This is a genomic window from Leptolyngbya sp. NK1-12, from assembly GCF_032598965.1.
Classification (GTDB): Bacteria; Cyanobacteriota; Cyanobacteriia; order Elainellales; family Elainellaceae; genus Elainella.
Genome location: NZ_CP053586.1, coordinates 553289 through 570808 on the forward strand (window position 1 = coordinate 553289; position 17520 = coordinate 570808).

Below are 17520 nucleotides of genomic sequence, written 5' to 3' on the forward strand. Positions count from 1 at the left end.
TAGTTAAATAGACTTACCAGTACCTCGTACCCTATACCAATATTGAGCTTTTGTATTAGCAGCACCGTCTCTCAATTGGATTTACCGATCATGAAAGAAGAGCTTAGTATTCTTGTTCAGGCTCAATACCCTCTGATCTATCTCGTTACCTCTGAGGAAGAACGAGCTGAGCAGACGATTGCAACAATTGCTCAGACGAAACCTCAACGTCGAGTCTTTATCTGGACGGTGACTCACGGTATCGTTGAATATGGTCAGCCGCGCAACGTGACTCAGCATAACACAGTTTCGCCGCAACCGGCGATTGAATGGGTAATTCGGCAGCGTGAACCTGGCATTTACATCTTCAAGGACCTGCACCCCCTGATGGCTCCGGATGTGATTCGGTGGCTGCGAGATGCAGTTGCCAGCTTTAAGGATACCCACAAAACGATTATTTTGATGTCTCCAGTTCTAGAGGTGCCGATCGAGTTAGAAAAAGAGATCGCGGTTCTAGATTATGCGTTGCCCGACATGGCCGAGTTAAACCAGGTGTTGACTCAGCAGATTGAGCAGAACCGGATGCGTCGCCCCTCTACAGAAACTCGCGAGAAATTGCTGAAGGCTGCCTTGGGTTTAACGCGAGATGAAGCCGAGAAAGTGTATCGCAAGGCCCAGGTAATGGCAGGTCGCCTCACTGAAGCCGAGGTGGAAATCGTCCTCTCTGAGAAGAAGCAGTTGATTCGTCGCAACGGCATTCTAGAGTACATTGAAGAAGATGAAACTCTGGATTCAGTTGGCGGTCTAGAGGAGCTGAAGCATTGGTTAAGACAGCGCTCTAACGCCTTTACCGAACGAGCGCGGGAATACGGTCTACCCCAACCTAAGGGGATGCTAATTCTAGGCGTCCCAGGCTGTGGTAAATCACTAATTGCCAAAACAACAGCCCGCCTGTGGGGGCTACCGTTAATGCGCCTGGATATGGGCCGTGTTTATGATGGCTCCATGGTTGGACGATCAGAAGCCAACTTGCGTAACGCCCTGAAGACAGCAGAATCAATTTCCCCGGCGATTCTATTCATCGATGAGATTGACAAAGCCTTTGCTGGCAGCGTTGGTTCGGCGGATTCCGATGGCGGCACCTCCAGCCGGATCTTTGGTTCTTTCCTTACCTGGATGCAGGAGAAAACTTCGCCCGTATTTGTGATGGCGACGGCCAACCGGGTCGAGCGGTTGCCGGGTGAATTCCTCCGCAAAGGTCGATTTGATGAAATCTTCTTTGTCGATCTGCCCAATGCCGAGGAGCGCAAGGAAATTTTTAAGATCCACCTCTCGAAGCGGCGTCGCGACATTGCTCGTTTCGACCTGGATCAGTTAGTTAGCATTTGTGATGGTTTTTCGGGAGCGGAAATTGAACAGGCCTTGATTGCGGCGATGTACGAAGCATTCGCCCAAGAGCGAGAGTTCACTCAACTCGACATCATTGCGGCCATTAAGGCGACCCTACCGCTTTCCAAGACCATGAGCGAGCAGGTAACAGCCCTGAGAGACTGGGCTAGACAGCGAGCGAGACCTGCCGCCGCCTCTATCGCGGAATACCAGCGATTAGAGTTCTAACAGGCTTTCTCTCCTGCTCCCAACAGGAGGAAAGGCTAGCTCTTGCGGCTAGCAGCTTAACAGACAAGCCGTTGTAGTCGGCATTCCAACCGCTAGGCTGTACGGCGTTTAACACTTCAAACGTTGTCGTTTCTCTCAACTTCTCTACAGGAGGAAATCCGAAATGTCTCACTTTAGCACTCTGCGCACCAAGATCACCGATGCTGAAATCCTCAAGGCTTCTCTGCGGGACCTGGGCATCAACGTTAAGACCGAAGCTGACGTACGTGGCTACAACGGCCAGCGTGTTCGGGCTGACATCGTTGCTGTTCTGGAAGGCGAGTATGACCTGGGCTGGTCTCGTAACGCAGACGGTTCTTTTGACCTGATCGCTGACCTCTGGGGCGTTGCTAAGAAGCACAACCAGACTGAGCTGATCAACTCGATCAACCAGAAGTACGCTGTTAACAAGACTCTGGCAGAAGTCAAGCGCCCTGGCTTGCAAAACGCTAACGTCAAGCTGGTTCTGCAAAAGTAGTCCCTCTCAGCGTTCCCAAATCGGCGGGTTAATCCAGGCTAATAGCGGGTTAGCCCGTTTTCTATTCAATAGTATTTCTCTAAAATTTATTTCCCTAATCTTGAACCAGAGCGCAATAGCTCTGGTTTTTTATTCGAGATTCACAATTTGCGATACACAAACAGTCCAATCAGCTAATCAGAGCCTGCAATGAAACTTCACACGAATACGAGTTCACGGCAGAAAATTATGTATACTGTATACAAATTGTTTTGGATTCTGTATCAAGCAAAACCTACTGTAAATGAGTTTAAGCCTAGACTACTAGCCGCAGAGTGCTTTTTGACATGGCACGATTTGTTATTCGTCAATCTGGTTGAAAGGGATTAGTTGCTTATGTTGAAATTTTTACCTAAGTTCGGGGCATTAGTGTTATCAGCTGTATTAATGCTGAGTGCATTGCTAGGATTCTCCTTCAATGCACAAGCGGCTGCCGTATCAGTGCCCGTATCAGTACCGTCATTGTCTCAACTCTCAACTGGCTATGTAGTCGCTGCGGTTGCTGAGGCTGAGGTGGTCGCTCCAGACCTAGAGGATCCGCTTGCGGCCAAGGAAGCAGAAAAGGAAGCCAAAAAAGCAGCCAAGGAAGCAGAAAAGGAGGCCAAAAAAGCGGCTAAAGCTGAGGCCAAAAAAGCGAAAGAGGCTGCTAAAGCCGAAGCCAAAAAACTGAAGGAAGCCCAGGAAGCTGAAGAAGAAGCCCAAGAAGCGGCAGCGAAGGAAGCGAAGAAGGCTGCTAAAGAAGCAGAAAAGGCCGCTAAGGCTGAAGCGAAAAAGGCCAAAGAAGCCGCCAAAGCTGAAGCTAAGAAACTGAAGGAAGAGCAAGAAGTCGAGGATGCTGCCTAGCCCAATTGCTAGTTGATCGCTTAGCTGCCAATCAACTGACAGAGAAAATAAACTCAATTTTGCCTCACTCTGGTTGCTTCTATAGCACACTAAGAGCGAGGCATTTTCGAATAAGGACGCCTGAGCGATGCGCAAGTCAATAAGGCAGAAATTAAGTTTGACCTTGGGCGGATTGGTAGTTGGCTACCTAGCCCTCTGCCTATTATTACGTTGGGGACAGACAAGGCTAATGTTCTTTCCCTCAACGACGTTGAAGGCATCTCCAGACTTGGTTGGTTTAGCCTATGAAGAGGTTTGGCTACCGATGCCAGAAGGCCAAGTGCACGGCTGGTGGATTCCAGCAACAGATCAGGCTCCTGTCCTGCTGTACCTCCACGGCAATGGCAGCAACTTGGGCGATCTGGTAACGCGAGCCAAACGGTTCCATCAGTTAGGTCTATCGGTACTGCTAATCGACTATCGCGGCTATGGACGAAGTCAAGGGCCGTTTCCTAGCGAAGCGAGCGTTTACGCCGATGCCGAAGCGGCTTGGCAGTATTTGACCCAAACGCGCCAAATTTCGCCTGAACGGATTGTGGTGTACGGTGAATCGATCGGTGGGGCTGTCGCGATTGAGCTGGCTGTTAGACATCCAGATGCTGCTGCCGTAATTGTGGAAAGCTCGTTCACCTCTATGCGAGCTATGGTGGCGCGCAGTATTCCAGAATTTTTGCTGCCGGTTGACTGGCTCTTAACCCAACAATTTGATTCCCTTTCTAAGGTACGATCGCTACAAGTACCGATTCTGCTGATTCACGGTACGGCAGACACCACGATTCCTGCAACCATGAGCCAAGAATTGTTTGCAGCCGCTCCTCCCCCTAAGCATCTACTTTTGATTCCCAATGCCAATCATGACAACGTAATGCAAATTGGGGGTAAGCCATATAAGCAAACAGTCCAACAGTTTATTGTGCAAATGACTCAGCACCTGTCTTCGATTACCAGCCTATGGTTGTCTTTAGGGTTTGTTTATGAGATCTGAAGACAGTCATTGGCAAATTCCTGGAATTGTTCCACTAATTATTTTCTGTCTAATTCTAGGGTTGATCTTTCGGGTTGGCTATTTGGATCGCAAAGTATTTTGGGTAGACGAAGTAGCAACGGTTTTGCGGGCGGCTGGTTATACCAAACAGAAAGTCACTGCAGCACTAGCCACTGGCGCTCTGCATACGCCAGAAGACCTGTTGCGCTATCAGCAACTTACGCCCGAACGCTCCCTATCCGATGCAATAGCCGCCTTCCAAACCAGCCCAGAACATGCGCCGCTCTATTTTCTGTTGACTCGCGGCTGGATGCAGATATGGGGCAGTTCTGTCATCGCGATTCGGAGTTTCTCGGTGCTGTGTAGCTTGTTAGTATTGCCGGGAATCTATTGGCTGAGTCGGTTGTTGTTTGATCACAAGGGGGCGGCTTGGCTGACTGTGGGATTGATGGCAATCTCCCCCATTTTCATTGCCTATGCTCAAGAAGCGCGTCCCTACAGTTTGTGGGTGTTGCTGCTCGTCTTGAGTGGAGCAACGTTACTGCGAGCCATGCGGCACAATGCGATTGGGAACTGGGCACTCTACGGCCTGATGCTCAGCCTTAGTTTTTACACCTCCCTGCTGTCGCTGCTGGTAGCCGCTGGACAGGGGCTATATGTGGCAGCTACTGAAAAATTTCGCTGCAGTCAACGGACTCGACGATTTAGCATGATCTTGGCAGCAGCGCTAATTGCCTTACTGCCCTGGATTTGGTTAGCTGCCCAGTCCTGGCAAACGATCCGGTCCAATACCACCTGGATGCGGTTACCGCTTAGCAGTTTTGCCAAGGTTACAATCTGGTTTTACAGTGCCGCAATTCTGTATTTTGATGTGCCGGTGATTACCGAACCTTGGCTGATCGCAGCAGTAGAAATTACTGTGGCATCTGGTGTCGTAGCAGTGCTTCTCTATGCATTTTACAATCTCCGTCAACAGTCGAGGCAGCAATGGTTATTTGTGTTATCGCTGTCGTTGCCGGTACCATTTACGCTAATTGTGATTGATGCTATCAGCAACGGACGTTACTCAACTGCACCTCGCTATTGGCTACCCTTTCATTTAGGAGCACAGCTAGCTGTGGCCTATTTGATCAGTAATCGATTGAGTCATCAGCATCAGGGATGGAAATGGCAGAGTATAACAGTTTTTCTGGTCGGATTATGCGTATTGTCTAATTCAATTCAATTCAATAGTTCACCGCGCTATCTCAAAAGCCGTAGTTTGCATAATCTACCAATTGCCGAAATCATCAATCGAACTGATCAACCTCTGGTTCTTTCTGAGGCGGAAAATACGATTGATCTGCTTTCTCTCAGCCATGTGTTGAACAACAATGTTCAGCTTAGGATTCTACCCACCCCCCAGCTCATTCAACAGTTGGCAAACAATTTTACGGAGGCATCCCTCTTGACCACCGAACCACTGCACGGCAGCGAGGTGTTTCTGTTCAATCCTTCTGTCGATTTGCTGCAGCAGGTTTCCCGCACTTGTGCTCAGTTCCAACCTGCCTACTCTCCCAGCCTGTTGATGGGTGAACTTGCCCTATCGCTTTGGCAACTCAAACTATCCCATTCCTGTTGATCTATGGAATTTTGTCCATCTCCTGCCCCACTCACCTTACCGATTGATGAAGTCCACATCTGGCGAGCTGAATTACAGACGCTGCACAGCCTGATTCCGACCCTCTTACCGCTCTTATCTGAGGATGAGCAGGCACGGGCTAACCGTTTTTACTTCCGGAAAGACCACGACCGCTTTATTCTGGCTCGGGGAATTTTGCGTGTGCTGTTGGGGCGCTATTTGGATCTACCGCCCCAACAGTTGCAGTTCCAGTACAATCCAACCGGCAAACCCTTGCTCAATTCTCAGACCCAGCTCTGTTTTAACCTGTCGCATTCGCACCAGCTCGCTCTGTACGCAGTGGCCTGGAATCGTGACGTGGGTATTGACGTAGAGCAGATCAGCTTAGAGCGAGACTATGAGTCGATTGCCGCTCGTTTCTTTGCACCTCAAGAGCAGGCAACCCTGAATCAACTCAACCCCGACCTGAAGCTACAGGGATTTTTCAACGGTTGGACCCGTAAAGAAGCGCTGCTGAAAGCAATCGGTAAAGGATTGACTCTACCGCTCGATCAGTTTGCCGTTTCGCTCAGTCCGGGTGAACCAGCTCGGCTGCTGCAGGCAGCCTGGAATTTGCCGCAGTCGTTGGATGAGTGGACACTTCAGGATCTGCAAGTCGGTGAAGGCTATGCAGCTGCCGTTGCTGCTGTTGGCAAGGATTGGCAGTTGAGGGGTTGGCAAGTGGATGCGGAAGTTTTAATGGCGATAGGTTAATAGACGAGGTGAATACAACACTGAAACCATCTGACCTGGATACTGGCCTAAATCTCTGGCAGTTTCAGGAGATCTTTAGACATTCAGACTGTGCCAAAGCTTGCAACATGAAGGCTCCATCTGCTGTATGTCCAACTTTCAGGCCCACAGGGTTGGCGCGATTCGAACGCGCGGCCTACCGCTTAGGAGGCGGTCGCTCTATCCTACTGAGCTACAACCCCAGAATACTCGCCATGATAGCAGATTTGGCGAAAGCCGACCTTGTAGCAGAGCGAGGAGAACCAACCCAAGTCCGCATCCAGCCTGCGCCAAAGGCGGTAGATTGCAGCAGCAGGTCAAACACTTTGGTGAAGCCAAAGACCTTGCGCCTATACTAGAGGTAATGCCTGCTAACCTGTGGCAACTGTTTGTAGCATTTCGTTACCAATCCCCTTTTCTATGAGACGTAAACCCAAAGTGCCACCCCGTCCACCCCGTTACTCCGATTCGCGTGATCGCTATTCTGATATGCCTCGCTACTCGAATGACTACGACGATCGTCCTGCTGCGAGTCCGGCAAAGACTCCTCCGCTGTTATCAGCGCTGAATTGGGGCACGGGCGCACTATTGGCTGCCGTGCTGATTATCGGCATTGGCCTGGGAATTCTGTTCAGCTCTGGGACTACCTCGGATGTGGGGAACGTGGCAACCCGCTACGATATTGATCGCAGTGCCCCAAATCCAGAAATTTGCGTTCAGTTTGGGGCGAGTGCCATCGCAGTTGATTTGCGAGCATTTGTCACCCTCAACCCTTTTAGTGTGTTCATCTCCCAACCCACGATGCTGCCCGGATGCGTCTTGCGTAGCAGTAACTGGGAAGTGTTGCAGAGCCGCAATTTGATCTCGTCAGAAGACGTGAACCAATGCCGCAGACGCATGAATACATTCGGCTTCACGGGCGATATTACCAACGCTGCCGAAAAACCCAAGATTGACTGTATTTACCAAAACGATGCTGCTCGTAACCTGTTCCTGCCGCAGACAGGCAACAATGCCGCACCGCCAGAAATTGAGCGCTTCAAGTAAGGCCAGCTAAATGCTATGGGGTTTGAGCTAGTCAGCTAAGTAGCATCTAGAATACTGCGCAACGGGGATGTAGTAACGCATCCCTGTTTTTTGTTGATGTTGATTCTGAGCAGCCGATCAACCCAGTGATTTGACAAACTCCCAGCGCGGTTGTCTTGTTCGCCAGCAGATAGCATGTCTGCCCTAGATTAAGATTTGGTTTTGCGATTCAGTTGATTTGCTGTTCATTTGCCATGTTTAGTGAGCGATTTGTCCAGTCGGGTGATGCCGCAACTAGTGAGATCTTGAATCCTTAAAAGGGACACCACCGGTCAACTCAAATTCCGCCCAAAGTCAGCGGCAAAATTATCAGACAATGTAGCAAAACAATGTAGCGAATAGGGAACCGAACCAGTCAGTTTTAGTCATGGAATGCATCACCTCGGCATTCTTTTTGGTGGATTCGCAACTAGTTGCGGCTGAATTGAAAGCTGAATCAAACCATAACTTAATAACTTGCCATCCTTGAGGGCGATTCGGCTCTAATCTGATGAATTTGATGGATGTTAGGAGATTCAACATGAAGGATCGAACGCTGAACGATTTTTCTGCGCGTGCTTTGAATAGAAACTCGGCCTTGCTGAACACCAGAACCAGAAACCGATTGCGGGAAGACATTGGTACACTGCGCAACCGATTTCGCGCCTCTGGAGAAGTTAACAAAGACGAATTCGATACTTACCGATTTCAATTGAGGCAGACCGCTACGATCAAGGTTTCCCTAGAAAATGAAGAAAACCTTGGCTTTTTCGATGTCTTTGGCACTAAAAAGCGAGTGCAAGCAAAACTGCTCAATGGTAATGGCAGCACCCTGCGTTCTACCGATCGAGTCCGCCCAGAAGGAGAAGATGATTTCAGAATTCGCCTCCGGGCAGGCACCTACTCGATTAGGGTTACAGGTCGCAGCGAGAAGGATGTAGAGTACGAACTGGAACTCGCACGGAGTAACAGAAATAGCGACGATGATGACGACTTTGATGATGATTTTGATGACAACTAAGTATATTCACTTCCTAGTCAATCCAGAATCAAGTTAAGCATCATCTAGGAGTAGAATCAACTAAGTTCGCCGATTAAATTTGGCCTTTAAATCATCCAGGGTAGGGGCAGCCGGTTTCGCTTGAGAATTAGCCTGCGATTGCTTTTCCTTCGATTTTCCAGAGTTCCCTTGAGTCGGACGTTTCTCGTTGGGGGCATCGGCAGAACGCATCGACAGGCTGATTCGCTTCAACTGTTCGTTGACCTCTACAACGCGCACCTTCACGACCTGACCCACTTTGACAATTTGCTTCGGATCGCTGACAAACCGATCGGCGAGCTGGGATACATGCACTAAACCATCTTGATGTACGCCAATATCCACAAAAGCGCCGAAATTGGCCACGTTGGTGACTACGCCTTCTAACTCCATCCCTGGCTTCAGGTCGCTGATTTCCTTAATACCTGCTTTGAAGGTGGCGTACTTGAATTCGGCTCGCGGGTCGCGTCCTGGTTTTTCCAGTTCGGCCAAAATGTCACGCAGGGTCGGTTCACCGATGGTGTCTGTCACGTATTTTTTCAGATCAACCTTACGGACCTGCTCGGCTAGTTGGGTCACTTGCGTTAACGGTACATTCAGGTCTTTGGCAATGGCCTCCACGACTTTGTAACTTTCTGGATGCACTGCCGTATTGTCGAGTGGATTGTTGCCGCCCCGAATTCGCAAAAAGCCTGCCGATTGCTCAAACGCTTTGGGTCCCAGTTTGGGCACCTTCATCAGCTCGCGTCGGTTCTGAAAGGCGCCATTTTGGTTGCGGTAGTTGACGATGTTGTTGGCAACCGTGGCGTTAATTCCAGATATAAAAGTCAGCAGTTCCTTAGAGGCGGTGTTCAGGTCAACCCCCACATAGTTGACGCAGCTCTCGACTGTTTCATCCAGTTTTTTCTTCAGCAGCTTTTGATCCACATCATGCTGGTACTGCCCAACCCCAATCGATTTGGGATCGATTTTGACTAACTCGGCCAACGGATCCTGCAGCCGCCGACCAATGCTGATTGCACCCCGCACCGTCACATCCTGATCGGGGAATTCGGCAATCGCTACGTCACTAGCTGAATAAACCGAGGCTCCAGCTTCATTGACAATCACCTTGATCGGCTGGCGGTCCAGTATCTTGAGAACTTCGCCGACAAATTCGTCGGTTTCGCGGCTGGCGGTGCCATTGCCAATCGCAATTAATTCAACCTGGTACTTATTAATCAGGGTTTTCAATGTATTGGCAGCTTGGACTCGTTGCGCCTCGGCCTGATGAGGGTAGATCGTCTGATATTCCAAAAACTTGCCGGTCTGATCCAGCACACACACCTTACAACCTGTGCGGAACCCCGGATCGATTGCCAGCGTAGGCTTCATGCCAGCCGGAGCCGCTAGCAGCAGCTCGCGCAGGTTTGCTTCAAAAGTTTTGATCGACTCAATATCAGCCTCTTGCTTTTTCGCGGCTCGCACTTCGCTGATCAAAGAATTCTTCATCAATCGGTTAAAGGCATCTTGCAGCATCGCGCGGTAGAACTCGCGGATCGGGCGCTGTTTGCTGCGAATTTCCTGAGACTCCAGATACTCCAGCACCGCTTCTTGATCAAACTCTAGATCGAACTCCAAAATGCCTTCGGCCTCTCCCCGGTAGAGGGCTAGCAAATTATGGGGCGCAATCGCCTTCACTTTTGCCTGAAACGCCCGATACATCTCAAATTTAGTCGAGCCTTCTGGATAGTCGGGCTTCACCCGCGAGACAAACAGCCCTGACTGAATCAGGTAATCTCGCAAATAGGCTCGCAAATTGGCTTTCTCGGCCACTTCTTCAGCCAGGATATCTGACGCACCCTGAAGCGCGTCTGCGGCAGATCTGACGCCTCTTTCCTCGGAGACATACTTGGCGGCTTCCGGTTCTAGCGCAGTAGCTGGAGCCTGCGGCTGATTCAAGGATTTGATCCACTCAGCTAATGGTTCCAACCCTTTTTCGCGGGCAATGGTGGCTTTGGTGCGGCGCTTCGGACGATAGGGCAAGTAGAGGTCTTCTAGCTCGTTCTTTTGCAGGCAATTCTCGATTTGGGTTTGCAACTCTTCGGTCAGTTTGCCCTGCTCGGCAATCGATTTGAGAATAGCGGCCTTGCGTTCCTCTAGCTCAGTCAGATAGGTGTAGCGATCTAACAGATCCCGTAACTGCACCTCGTTCATTTCGCCGGTGCGTTCTTTGCGGTAGCGAGCAATAAAGGGCACCGTTGCTCCTTCGGCAAACAGTTCGAGGGCATTCTGAACTTGAGATGGCTTCAGGGACAGTTCAGCAGCGAGGAGTTTAGGAATATCGAGCATTGCCTATTGGGGATTTAGGGAATACGAATCGGCTTTTCTAGGATAATCCAATCCTTTGTCGGTGTTGCACTGGCGATTCAAAACAGAAAGGGCAGACCAATGTCTGCCCGATGCAATTCCTTAGATTGAGATAACACAGCTTAGGTTTGAGTCAGCTTAGGCTTAAGTCAGCGGGCCTACATCATGCCCATACCGCCCATACCGCCCATACCACCCATGCCACCCATACCACCCATGCCGCCCATGCCGCCCATGCCACCCATGTCGGGTGCAGCCGCCTTCTTCTTCTCCGGCTTTTCTACGACGAGTGCTTCGGTGGTAATCACCATGCCAGCGATCGATGCCGCATCCTGAAGGGCCGAACGGACCACTTTCGCCGGATCAATGATCCCAGCCGCGACCAAATCTTCAAACTGATTGGTCAAGGCATTGTAGCCGTGGTTGAAGTCCATTGCCTTGACTTTTTCCACCACCACCGAACCTTCGACACCGGCATTCTCGGCAATTTGCCGCAGCGGTGCTTCGAGTGCCCGAATCACAATATCGGCCCCAATCTGTTCGTCGGTGTCTAGAGTTTGCTTGAAGTCCTGCATTTTCTGCGCCAGATGCAGCAGGGTCGTGCCACCACCGGGCACAATCCCCTCTTCGACAGCCGCCTTAGTTGCATTGAGGGCATCTTCGAGGCGCAGTTTGCGATCCTTAAGTTCGGTTTCGGTGGCTGCTCCTACCTTAATGACCGCAACGCCGCCAACCAAGCGAGCCAATCGCTCTTGCAGCTTCTCAGAGTCATACTCAGAATCGGTTTCGGCCAACTCCCGGCGAATCTGGGCAATCCGGGTCTCCAGCGCATGTTTATCGGGCGCTTCGGCCACAATTGTGGTGGTGTCTTTGGTAATGGTCACCTTGCGGGCATTGCCCAATGTCTCTAACGTCGCCATATCGAGACTGAGGCCAATATCCTCTGAGATCATTTGCCCACCTGTCAGAACGGCGATATCTTGCAGCACCGCTTTACGCCGCTCGCCAAACGAAGGAGCCTTTACGGCCACTACATTTAGCACACCCCGCAGTCGGTTCACCACCAGTGTTGCCAATGCTTCGCCTTCCACATCTTCAGCGATAATCAGCAGCGGCTGACCGGCGCGGGCAATTTTTTCTAGAACGGGAACCAGATCTTGAATGTTGCTAATTTTCTTATCGGTCAGCAGAATCAGCGGCTTTTCCAGTTCGCAAATCATCCGCTCAGTATCGGTAACAAAGTAAGGAGAAATGTAGCCGCGATCGAACTGCATCCCTTCGACGGTTTCCATCTCGGTGGAAAGCGACTTCGATTCTTCTACCGAAATCACACCATCTCGGCCAACTTTGCTCATCGCTTCGGCGATCATCGCGCCCACTTCCGGATCGCTGCCAGCAGCCACGGTTGCCACTTGCTCGATCTCATTGCCCTCGATCGGCTTCGCGATGGCGGCAATTTCTGCCAAAATTTGTTCCACAGTCTTCTCAATGCCGCGCCGCAAACTGACCGGATTGCTACCTGCTGCGACGTTTCTCAGCCCTTCGCGAATCATGGCCTGAGCCAGCACCGTTGCAGTGGTCGTGCCATCTCCAGCCAAATCTTTGGTTTTAGAAGCCACTTCTTGAATCAAACGAGCACCCGTATTTTCCAACGGATCTTCCAGCTCAATTTCTTTGGCAATCGTGATGCCATCGTTCACGATTTGAGGGGCACCATACTTTGCCTCCAGAACAACGTTGCGGCCCTTAGGTCCCAGAGTAATCCGCACCGCATCGGCTAGGGCATTAACACCACGCTCCAACGCCTGACGCGATTCTTCATCAAATACAACAATTTTGGGCATAGATTTCGGTTCCGATCTCTCCACTGTAGACTTTAGCACTCAAGTCGATCGAGTGCTAAAACCCGACTGGAGGGAATCCCGAACTCCAACCACCCAACAGGATGTTGGTCCAGAAAATTCTGGGTTCAACCGCTTTTTAGCTCGAACACTGCCAGGAGCTAAAATAAAACCTAGTTTAGTTGAAGTACACAACTTAATGTTTTCTGCCCCATACTGCGACACACATCCAATCGCGCCTGAGCCTGCCCCACCAGAAACACCAGGCTGACTACCACCACCATCAGCAATACCTTTTCTCCATCAATTCTCAGCAGCATTTGGCCATGTCCAAAGGAAGAGCAACAAAGGTACACATAACTTTACCGATTGGTAACATGGCTTTTGTGAAGTCGAAACCCGATTGTTGTGAAGCTCTAGTAAAGAAGCGCTTAAATCGCCCAGAGGTGGATCGCTCAGTTTGAAACCTTATGCTTTTGGAGGAACACTGCACCTTAGCATTATTGAGCCATCGCAATCTTTTGGCTGTTGACGCAGTGCAATGTTATCAACTGTGTCAGCAATATTGAATGTCATGATGTTTTGTCATATTGTGCTGCCGAGGCGAGTATTTACAGTCATGCGTAGCTGAAATCCCACTGACTTCGTAGCTCCTGACTCCTGACTCCTGACTCCTGACTCCTGTTCTGCTGTACGATCGCTCTGATGATTGAACTAAATCAGGCATGGCAGATTCTCGAATTGGTGTTGCTGTCGTTGGTACCGGCTTTGGGCAGAAAATTCACATTCCCGGCTTGCAAATTCACCATCGTACAGAGGTTGTAGCAGTCTACCACCGAAATTTGGACAAAGCGCAGGCGGTAGCGCAGTCGTTTCAGATTCCCCATGCGGCGCAAACCGTGGAAGAAATTGTCTGCTTGCCAGCAGTAGACGCAGTGGCTATTTCAACGCCTCCTTGCTTGCATTACGAGATGGCAAAAACGGTTCTGGAAGCCGGCAAACACCTACTGCTCGAAAAGCCCATGACTCTGGATGTAAAAGAAGCCATTGAGCTGTACCAATTAGCTCAGGCTCAAGGGGTGGTGGCGATGATGGACTTTGAGTTTCGGTTTGTACCCGCGTGGCAGCACTTGGCAGAACTGTTGGCGGAAGGCTATGTGGGGCAGAAGCGGCTAGTGAAGATAGACTGGCTGGTTTCCAGTCGAGCCGATGCAACTCGCCCTTGGAATTGGTATGCTCGCCGGGATCAGGGAGGTGGAGCATTAGGAGCCATTGGTTCGCATCTATTTGACTATATAGCCTGGTTATTTGCTCCGGTTGCGCGGTTGTGTGGTCAGCTCAGCACTACGATTGCCACTCGTCCCGATCCCATTACCGGCGAAGCGAAGCCAGTTGATGCCGACGACACCTGCACACTGATGCTGGAATTGACCGATGGAACGCCCTGTCAGGCTTGTCTCAGTGCCGTCACCTATCAGGGGCGAGGGCATTGGGTAGAGGTGTATGGCGACCGTGGCACGCTGGTTTTGGGCAGTGACAATCAGAGTGACTATGTGCATGGCTTCAAACTGTGGGGCAGCCAAGCGGGTCAACCATTAACCGAACTGGAGATTCCAGCTCGCCTCGCGTTTCCCACTACCTATCCCGACGGTCGCTTAGCGCCGTTTATCCGAGTAGTCGATCAATGGGTCCAAGGAATCGAGCAAGGCCGATTACTAGCACCCTCGTTACAAGAGGGGGTGTATTCTCAGTTACTGATGGATTTGACTCATCAATCGCACCAGACCAAGACTTGGGTAGAGGTGCCTCCACTAGATTCAATCCTCTCCTAGAGATATCGGGCTAAAGCTGATTGGGATCGATACCACGTTGCTGCAATTGGTCCATTAGTGCTTGCAGCTTAATTTCAGCTTGTTCAGCTCGCTGGCGTTCTTGTTCAGCGCGTTGACGTTCTTGTTCAGCGCGTTGGCGTTCTTGCTCGGCTTGTTGCCGCACTTGTTCAGCCCATGCTTCCGCTTGTTCGGCACGCTCTTCAGGAGTGGGAATTCGCTGGCCAGACTGGTCATACCAATACAGCCATTCCCGCTCGATGCCTTGGTACACGCCCCGGTCCCGTCCTAGCCCCAACCCAACTTCGGGCAGCCAGACTGGTTCTCCAGTCAGTAAGTGATATTCCTGGTCCACAAGCTCGTACACCTCTAGTCGGGGCTTGCGTCGGCGTCGCGATGAGTAGATGGCGTAATACTTCACACCCATTTGGGCATAGAGGGCCTTTTTACTGCTGTATTCACCTCGATGCCGCCGCGAAACCACTTCTAGCACAAAGGTCGGTACCCGGCGTTCTTCCCACAGCACATAACTCAGCCGCAACTCTTCATCGATGACGCGAGGAATTCCGATGCTCAGAAAACCATCTGGCACAATCGCAGGCAGGTCTGGGTCATAGTAAATCCCCATATCCACCCCAAAGAACCAATCCCATCGATCGCGCCAGAGCCAGGCCAAAATTGATTTTAAAAGACCGGGAATCAGGTCTTGCAGCTCATTATCCACAGGAGTGTCGTCGGAATCAGGCAGTTCCTCAGAAGAAGGCAGGCAAAGAGTGGGATCGTAGAAAAACATCGCCAGTCACCAATCCTTCACCCGCATCATAGCAAGTGCTGCAATTAGAATCCCAGACACAGAAGCAATTCTGACTCCTGACTCCCGACTCCTGACTCCTGACTCCTGTCTTCTGACCCTGACGCACAACCTGATGATGAGAAGAGCCACCAGCAATTAGAGGCTCCACTTCACCCGACGCTCCCTGGGGTGAGGCAGAACCTCTGTAGAGATTATGCTCACAAGCCGGATGTTAGAGCAACCAGTCGCAGTTAAGTATAGTTAAGTGAACCCATAGAATCTAATAATTTATCTACGATTGCTCTTCAGGTCTGTTACCTTTATTAGGTTGTAGAGATTTAAGCAAAAGCCAGAGTAGGCGGCACTATGGCACTGATTGTCCAGAAATATGGCGGCACTTCTGTTGGTTCGGTGGAGCGGATTCAAGCAGTCGCTCAGCGAGTGATTCAAACGGCTCAAACTGGTCATGGGCTTGTGGTCGTGGTTTCAGCGATGGGAAAGACCACCGATGGCCTGGTGAAGTTAGCGCACGAGATTTCTGCCAATCCCAGCCGGCGGGAAATGGACATGCTGCTGTCTACTGGCGAACAGGTGTCAATTGCCCTGTTAAGTATGGCGCTGCAAGAGTTGGGGCAGCCAGCTATTTCGATGACCGGCGCGCAAGTGGGGATTGTCACCGAAGCAGAGCATACTCGCGCCCGCATTCTCAGCATTGAAACCGAACGGATCGAGCGCCACCTCCAATCGGGACGAGTTGTCGTCGTGGCTGGATTTCAGGGCATTTCCAGCCTCTCTGATTTGGAAATTACAACCCTGGGGCGCGGTGGTTCCGATACCTCGGCAGTGGCATTGGCGGCAGCACTGCGGGCCGATTGCTGCGAGATTTATACTGATGTACCCGGAATCCTCACCACCGATCCGCGCATTGTCCCCGATGCCCAGCTCATGGATGAAATTACCTCCGACGAAATGCTGGAACTGGCTAGCCTGGGGGCAAAGGTACTGCATCCACGCGCGGTGGAGATTGCGCGTAACTATGGTGTCACGCTGGTTGTACGCTCCAGTTGGACCGAGGATCCGGGTACGAAAGTGATTTCTCCTATCCCGCAGCCGCGCCCCTTAGAAGGACTAGAAATTGCCCACCCAGTTGATGCAGTTGAATTTGATACCGATCAAGCCAAAGTCGCCCTCTTACGGGTTCCGGACCGGCCCGGAATCGCTGCCCGTCTATTTGGTGAAATTGCCTCTCAGGATCTGGACGTGGACCTGATTATCCAGTCGATCCACGAAGGCAACACGAACGACATTGCCTTTACCGTCACCAAAAATTCCTTGAACCGAGCGGAAGCGGTGGCCGCTGCGATTGCGCCTGCCTTACGCAACCAAACCGATCCCATTGCCGGTGAAGCCGAAGTCATGGTGGAACGCCGGATGGCGAAAGTCAGCATTGTCGGCGCGGGCATGATTGGCCGACCGGGTGTGGCGGCTCAAATGTTCACCACTCTGGCCGAAGCGCAGGTAAATATTGAGATGATTTCCACCTCGGAAGTGCAGGTGAGCTGCGCCATTGCCGAAGAAGACTGCGACCGAGCCATCGCGTCCCTGTGTCAAGCTTTCAATGTCACCAGTTCTCCGGCCAAATCGGGAGCCGGACGCCGTGAGCCAAACACCGAGGCTGCTCATAACCTACTACCTCCGGTTCGGGGGGCAGCTCTCGACCTGAAGCAAGCTCGCTTAGCAATTCGGCATGTTCCAGATCGGCCAGGGATGGCGGCTAGGATCTTTACTCTGTTAGCCGAGCGCAACATCAGCGTCGATATGATCATTCAATCGCAGCGCTGCCGCTTGATCAACGGAGTCGCCAGCCGCGATATTGCCTTTACGGTGGCCGCGATCGATGCCGATGAAGCCCAGTCAATCCTTCAGTCCTCTAATTTGGGCTTTGGGGAAGTAATCGTTGATCGCTCGATTGCCAAAGTCAGCATTGTCGGCACCGGCATGGTGGGTCGTCCGGGCATTGCCGCTCGCATGTTTGAGGCGCTGGCCCAAGAGCAAATTAACATTCAAATGATTGCCACCTCTGAAATTAAGGTGAGCTGCTTAGTGGCCGAACAAGACGGAATGCGAGCCTTGCAAATTGTTCATGCTGCCTTTGGACTGTCGGGCAATCAGCGGATTGTTGTGCCAGCGTGA

Annotated in this window: 14 protein-coding genes and 1 tRNA gene; 10 read left to right on the plus strand and 5 right to left on the minus strand. The window is 51.2% G+C overall.

The features are described 5' to 3' along the window. The first annotated feature begins 90 nt into the window (after positions 1-90). The 6 genes from HJG54_RS01885 (at position 91) to HJG54_RS01910 (ending at position 6393) form a co-directional block, all read left to right on the plus strand. Positions 91-1596: an AAA family ATPase gene (locus HJG54_RS01885; protein ID WP_036001215.1), complete on the plus strand. Its 1506-nt coding sequence runs from the start codon at positions 91-93 to the stop codon at positions 1594-1596. Positions 1597-1759: 163 nt separating this feature from the next. Continuing rightward, a complete protein-coding gene (locus HJG54_RS01890) occupies positions 1760-2113 on the plus strand; it encodes a DUF1257 domain-containing protein (RefSeq protein WP_036001218.1) in 354 nt (117 codons plus the stop codon). Positions 2114-2488: 375 nt separating this feature from the next. Next, on the plus strand, positions 2489-2995 hold the full coding sequence (locus HJG54_RS01895) for a hypothetical protein (RefSeq protein ID WP_316433043.1): 507 nt from the start codon (positions 2489-2491) through the stop codon (positions 2993-2995). A gap of 229 nt (positions 2996-3224) precedes the next feature. After that, positions 3225-4019 carry an alpha/beta fold hydrolase gene (locus HJG54_RS01900; RefSeq protein ID WP_316433044.1) on the plus strand — a complete coding sequence of 265 codons (795 nt, stop codon included), beginning with the start codon at positions 3225-3227 and terminating at the stop codon, positions 4017-4019. Next, positions 4009-5640 carry a glycosyltransferase family 39 protein gene (locus tag HJG54_RS01905; protein WP_316433045.1) on the plus strand — a complete coding sequence of 544 codons (1632 nt, stop codon included), beginning with the start codon at positions 4009-4011 and terminating at the stop codon, positions 5638-5640. The genes HJG54_RS01900 and HJG54_RS01905 overlap by 11 nt, the downstream gene beginning before the upstream one ends. A 3-nt stretch (positions 5641-5643) precedes the next feature. Continuing rightward, positions 5644-6393, plus strand: coding sequence for a 4'-phosphopantetheinyl transferase family protein (locus HJG54_RS01910; protein WP_316433046.1), 750 nt, complete (start codon positions 5644-5646; stop codon positions 6391-6393). A 147-nt stretch (positions 6394-6540) separates the two neighbouring features. Here the strand turns inward: HJG54_RS01910 and HJG54_RS01915 are convergent. Further along, positions 6541-6614: transfer RNA gene (locus HJG54_RS01915), tRNA-Arg, on the minus strand. Positions 6615-6831: 217 nt separating this feature from the next. Between HJG54_RS01915 and HJG54_RS01920 the strand changes: the two genes are divergently transcribed. Both HJG54_RS01920 and HJG54_RS01925 read left to right on the plus strand, forming a co-directional pair. Beyond that, positions 6832-7458 carry a DUF3172 domain-containing protein gene (locus HJG54_RS01920; protein ID WP_316433047.1) on the plus strand — a complete coding sequence of 209 codons (627 nt, stop codon included), beginning with the start codon at positions 6832-6834 and terminating at the stop codon, positions 7456-7458. Positions 7459-8017: 559 nt separating this feature from the next. Beyond that, entirely contained in the window at positions 8018-8497 is a 480-nt protein-coding gene (locus HJG54_RS01925) for a hypothetical protein (protein WP_316433048.1), read from the plus strand. Positions 8498-8557: 60 nt separating this feature from the next. Here HJG54_RS01925 and HJG54_RS01930 read toward each other — a convergent pair whose 3' ends face one another. The 3 genes from HJG54_RS01930 to HJG54_RS01940 all read right to left on the minus strand — a co-directional run bounded on the left by HJG54_RS01930 (position 8558) and on the right by HJG54_RS01940 (position 13025). Continuing rightward, entirely contained in the window at positions 8558-10846 is a 2289-nt protein-coding gene (locus tag HJG54_RS01930) for a Tex family protein (protein ID WP_316433049.1), read from the minus strand. 176 nt (positions 10847-11022) lie between these two features. Next, positions 11023-12708 (minus strand): chaperonin GroEL, encoded by a 1686-nt coding sequence (gene groL / locus HJG54_RS01935; RefSeq protein ID WP_316433050.1) that lies wholly within the window; start codon positions 12706-12708, stop codon positions 11023-11025. Positions 12709-12878: 170 nt separating this feature from the next. Further along, the gene (locus tag HJG54_RS01940) at positions 12879-13025 is read right to left on the minus strand and encodes a hypothetical protein (protein WP_158672995.1); all 147 of its coding nucleotides are present in this window, start codon (positions 13023-13025) and stop codon (positions 12879-12881) included. A 405-nt stretch (positions 13026-13430) separates the two neighbouring features. Here HJG54_RS01940 and HJG54_RS01945 point away from each other — a divergent pair, with 405 nt between their 5' ends. Continuing rightward, positions 13431-14537 (plus strand): Gfo/Idh/MocA family protein, encoded by a 1107-nt coding sequence (locus HJG54_RS01945; RefSeq protein ID WP_316433052.1) that lies wholly within the window; start codon positions 13431-13433, stop codon positions 14535-14537. A 10-nt stretch (positions 14538-14547) separates the two neighbouring features. On the opposite strand, the gene HJG54_RS01950 is transcribed toward HJG54_RS01945, so the two are convergent. Further along, entirely contained in the window at positions 14548-15327 is a 780-nt protein-coding gene (locus HJG54_RS01950; protein WP_316433053.1) for a Uma2 family endonuclease, read from the minus strand. 366 nt (positions 15328-15693) lie between these two features. On the opposite strand from HJG54_RS01950, the gene HJG54_RS01955 reads away from it, so the two are divergent. Next, complete coding sequence (locus tag HJG54_RS01955; protein WP_316433054.1) at positions 15694-17520, plus strand: aspartate kinase; 1827 nt, start codon at positions 15694-15696, stop codon at positions 17518-17520.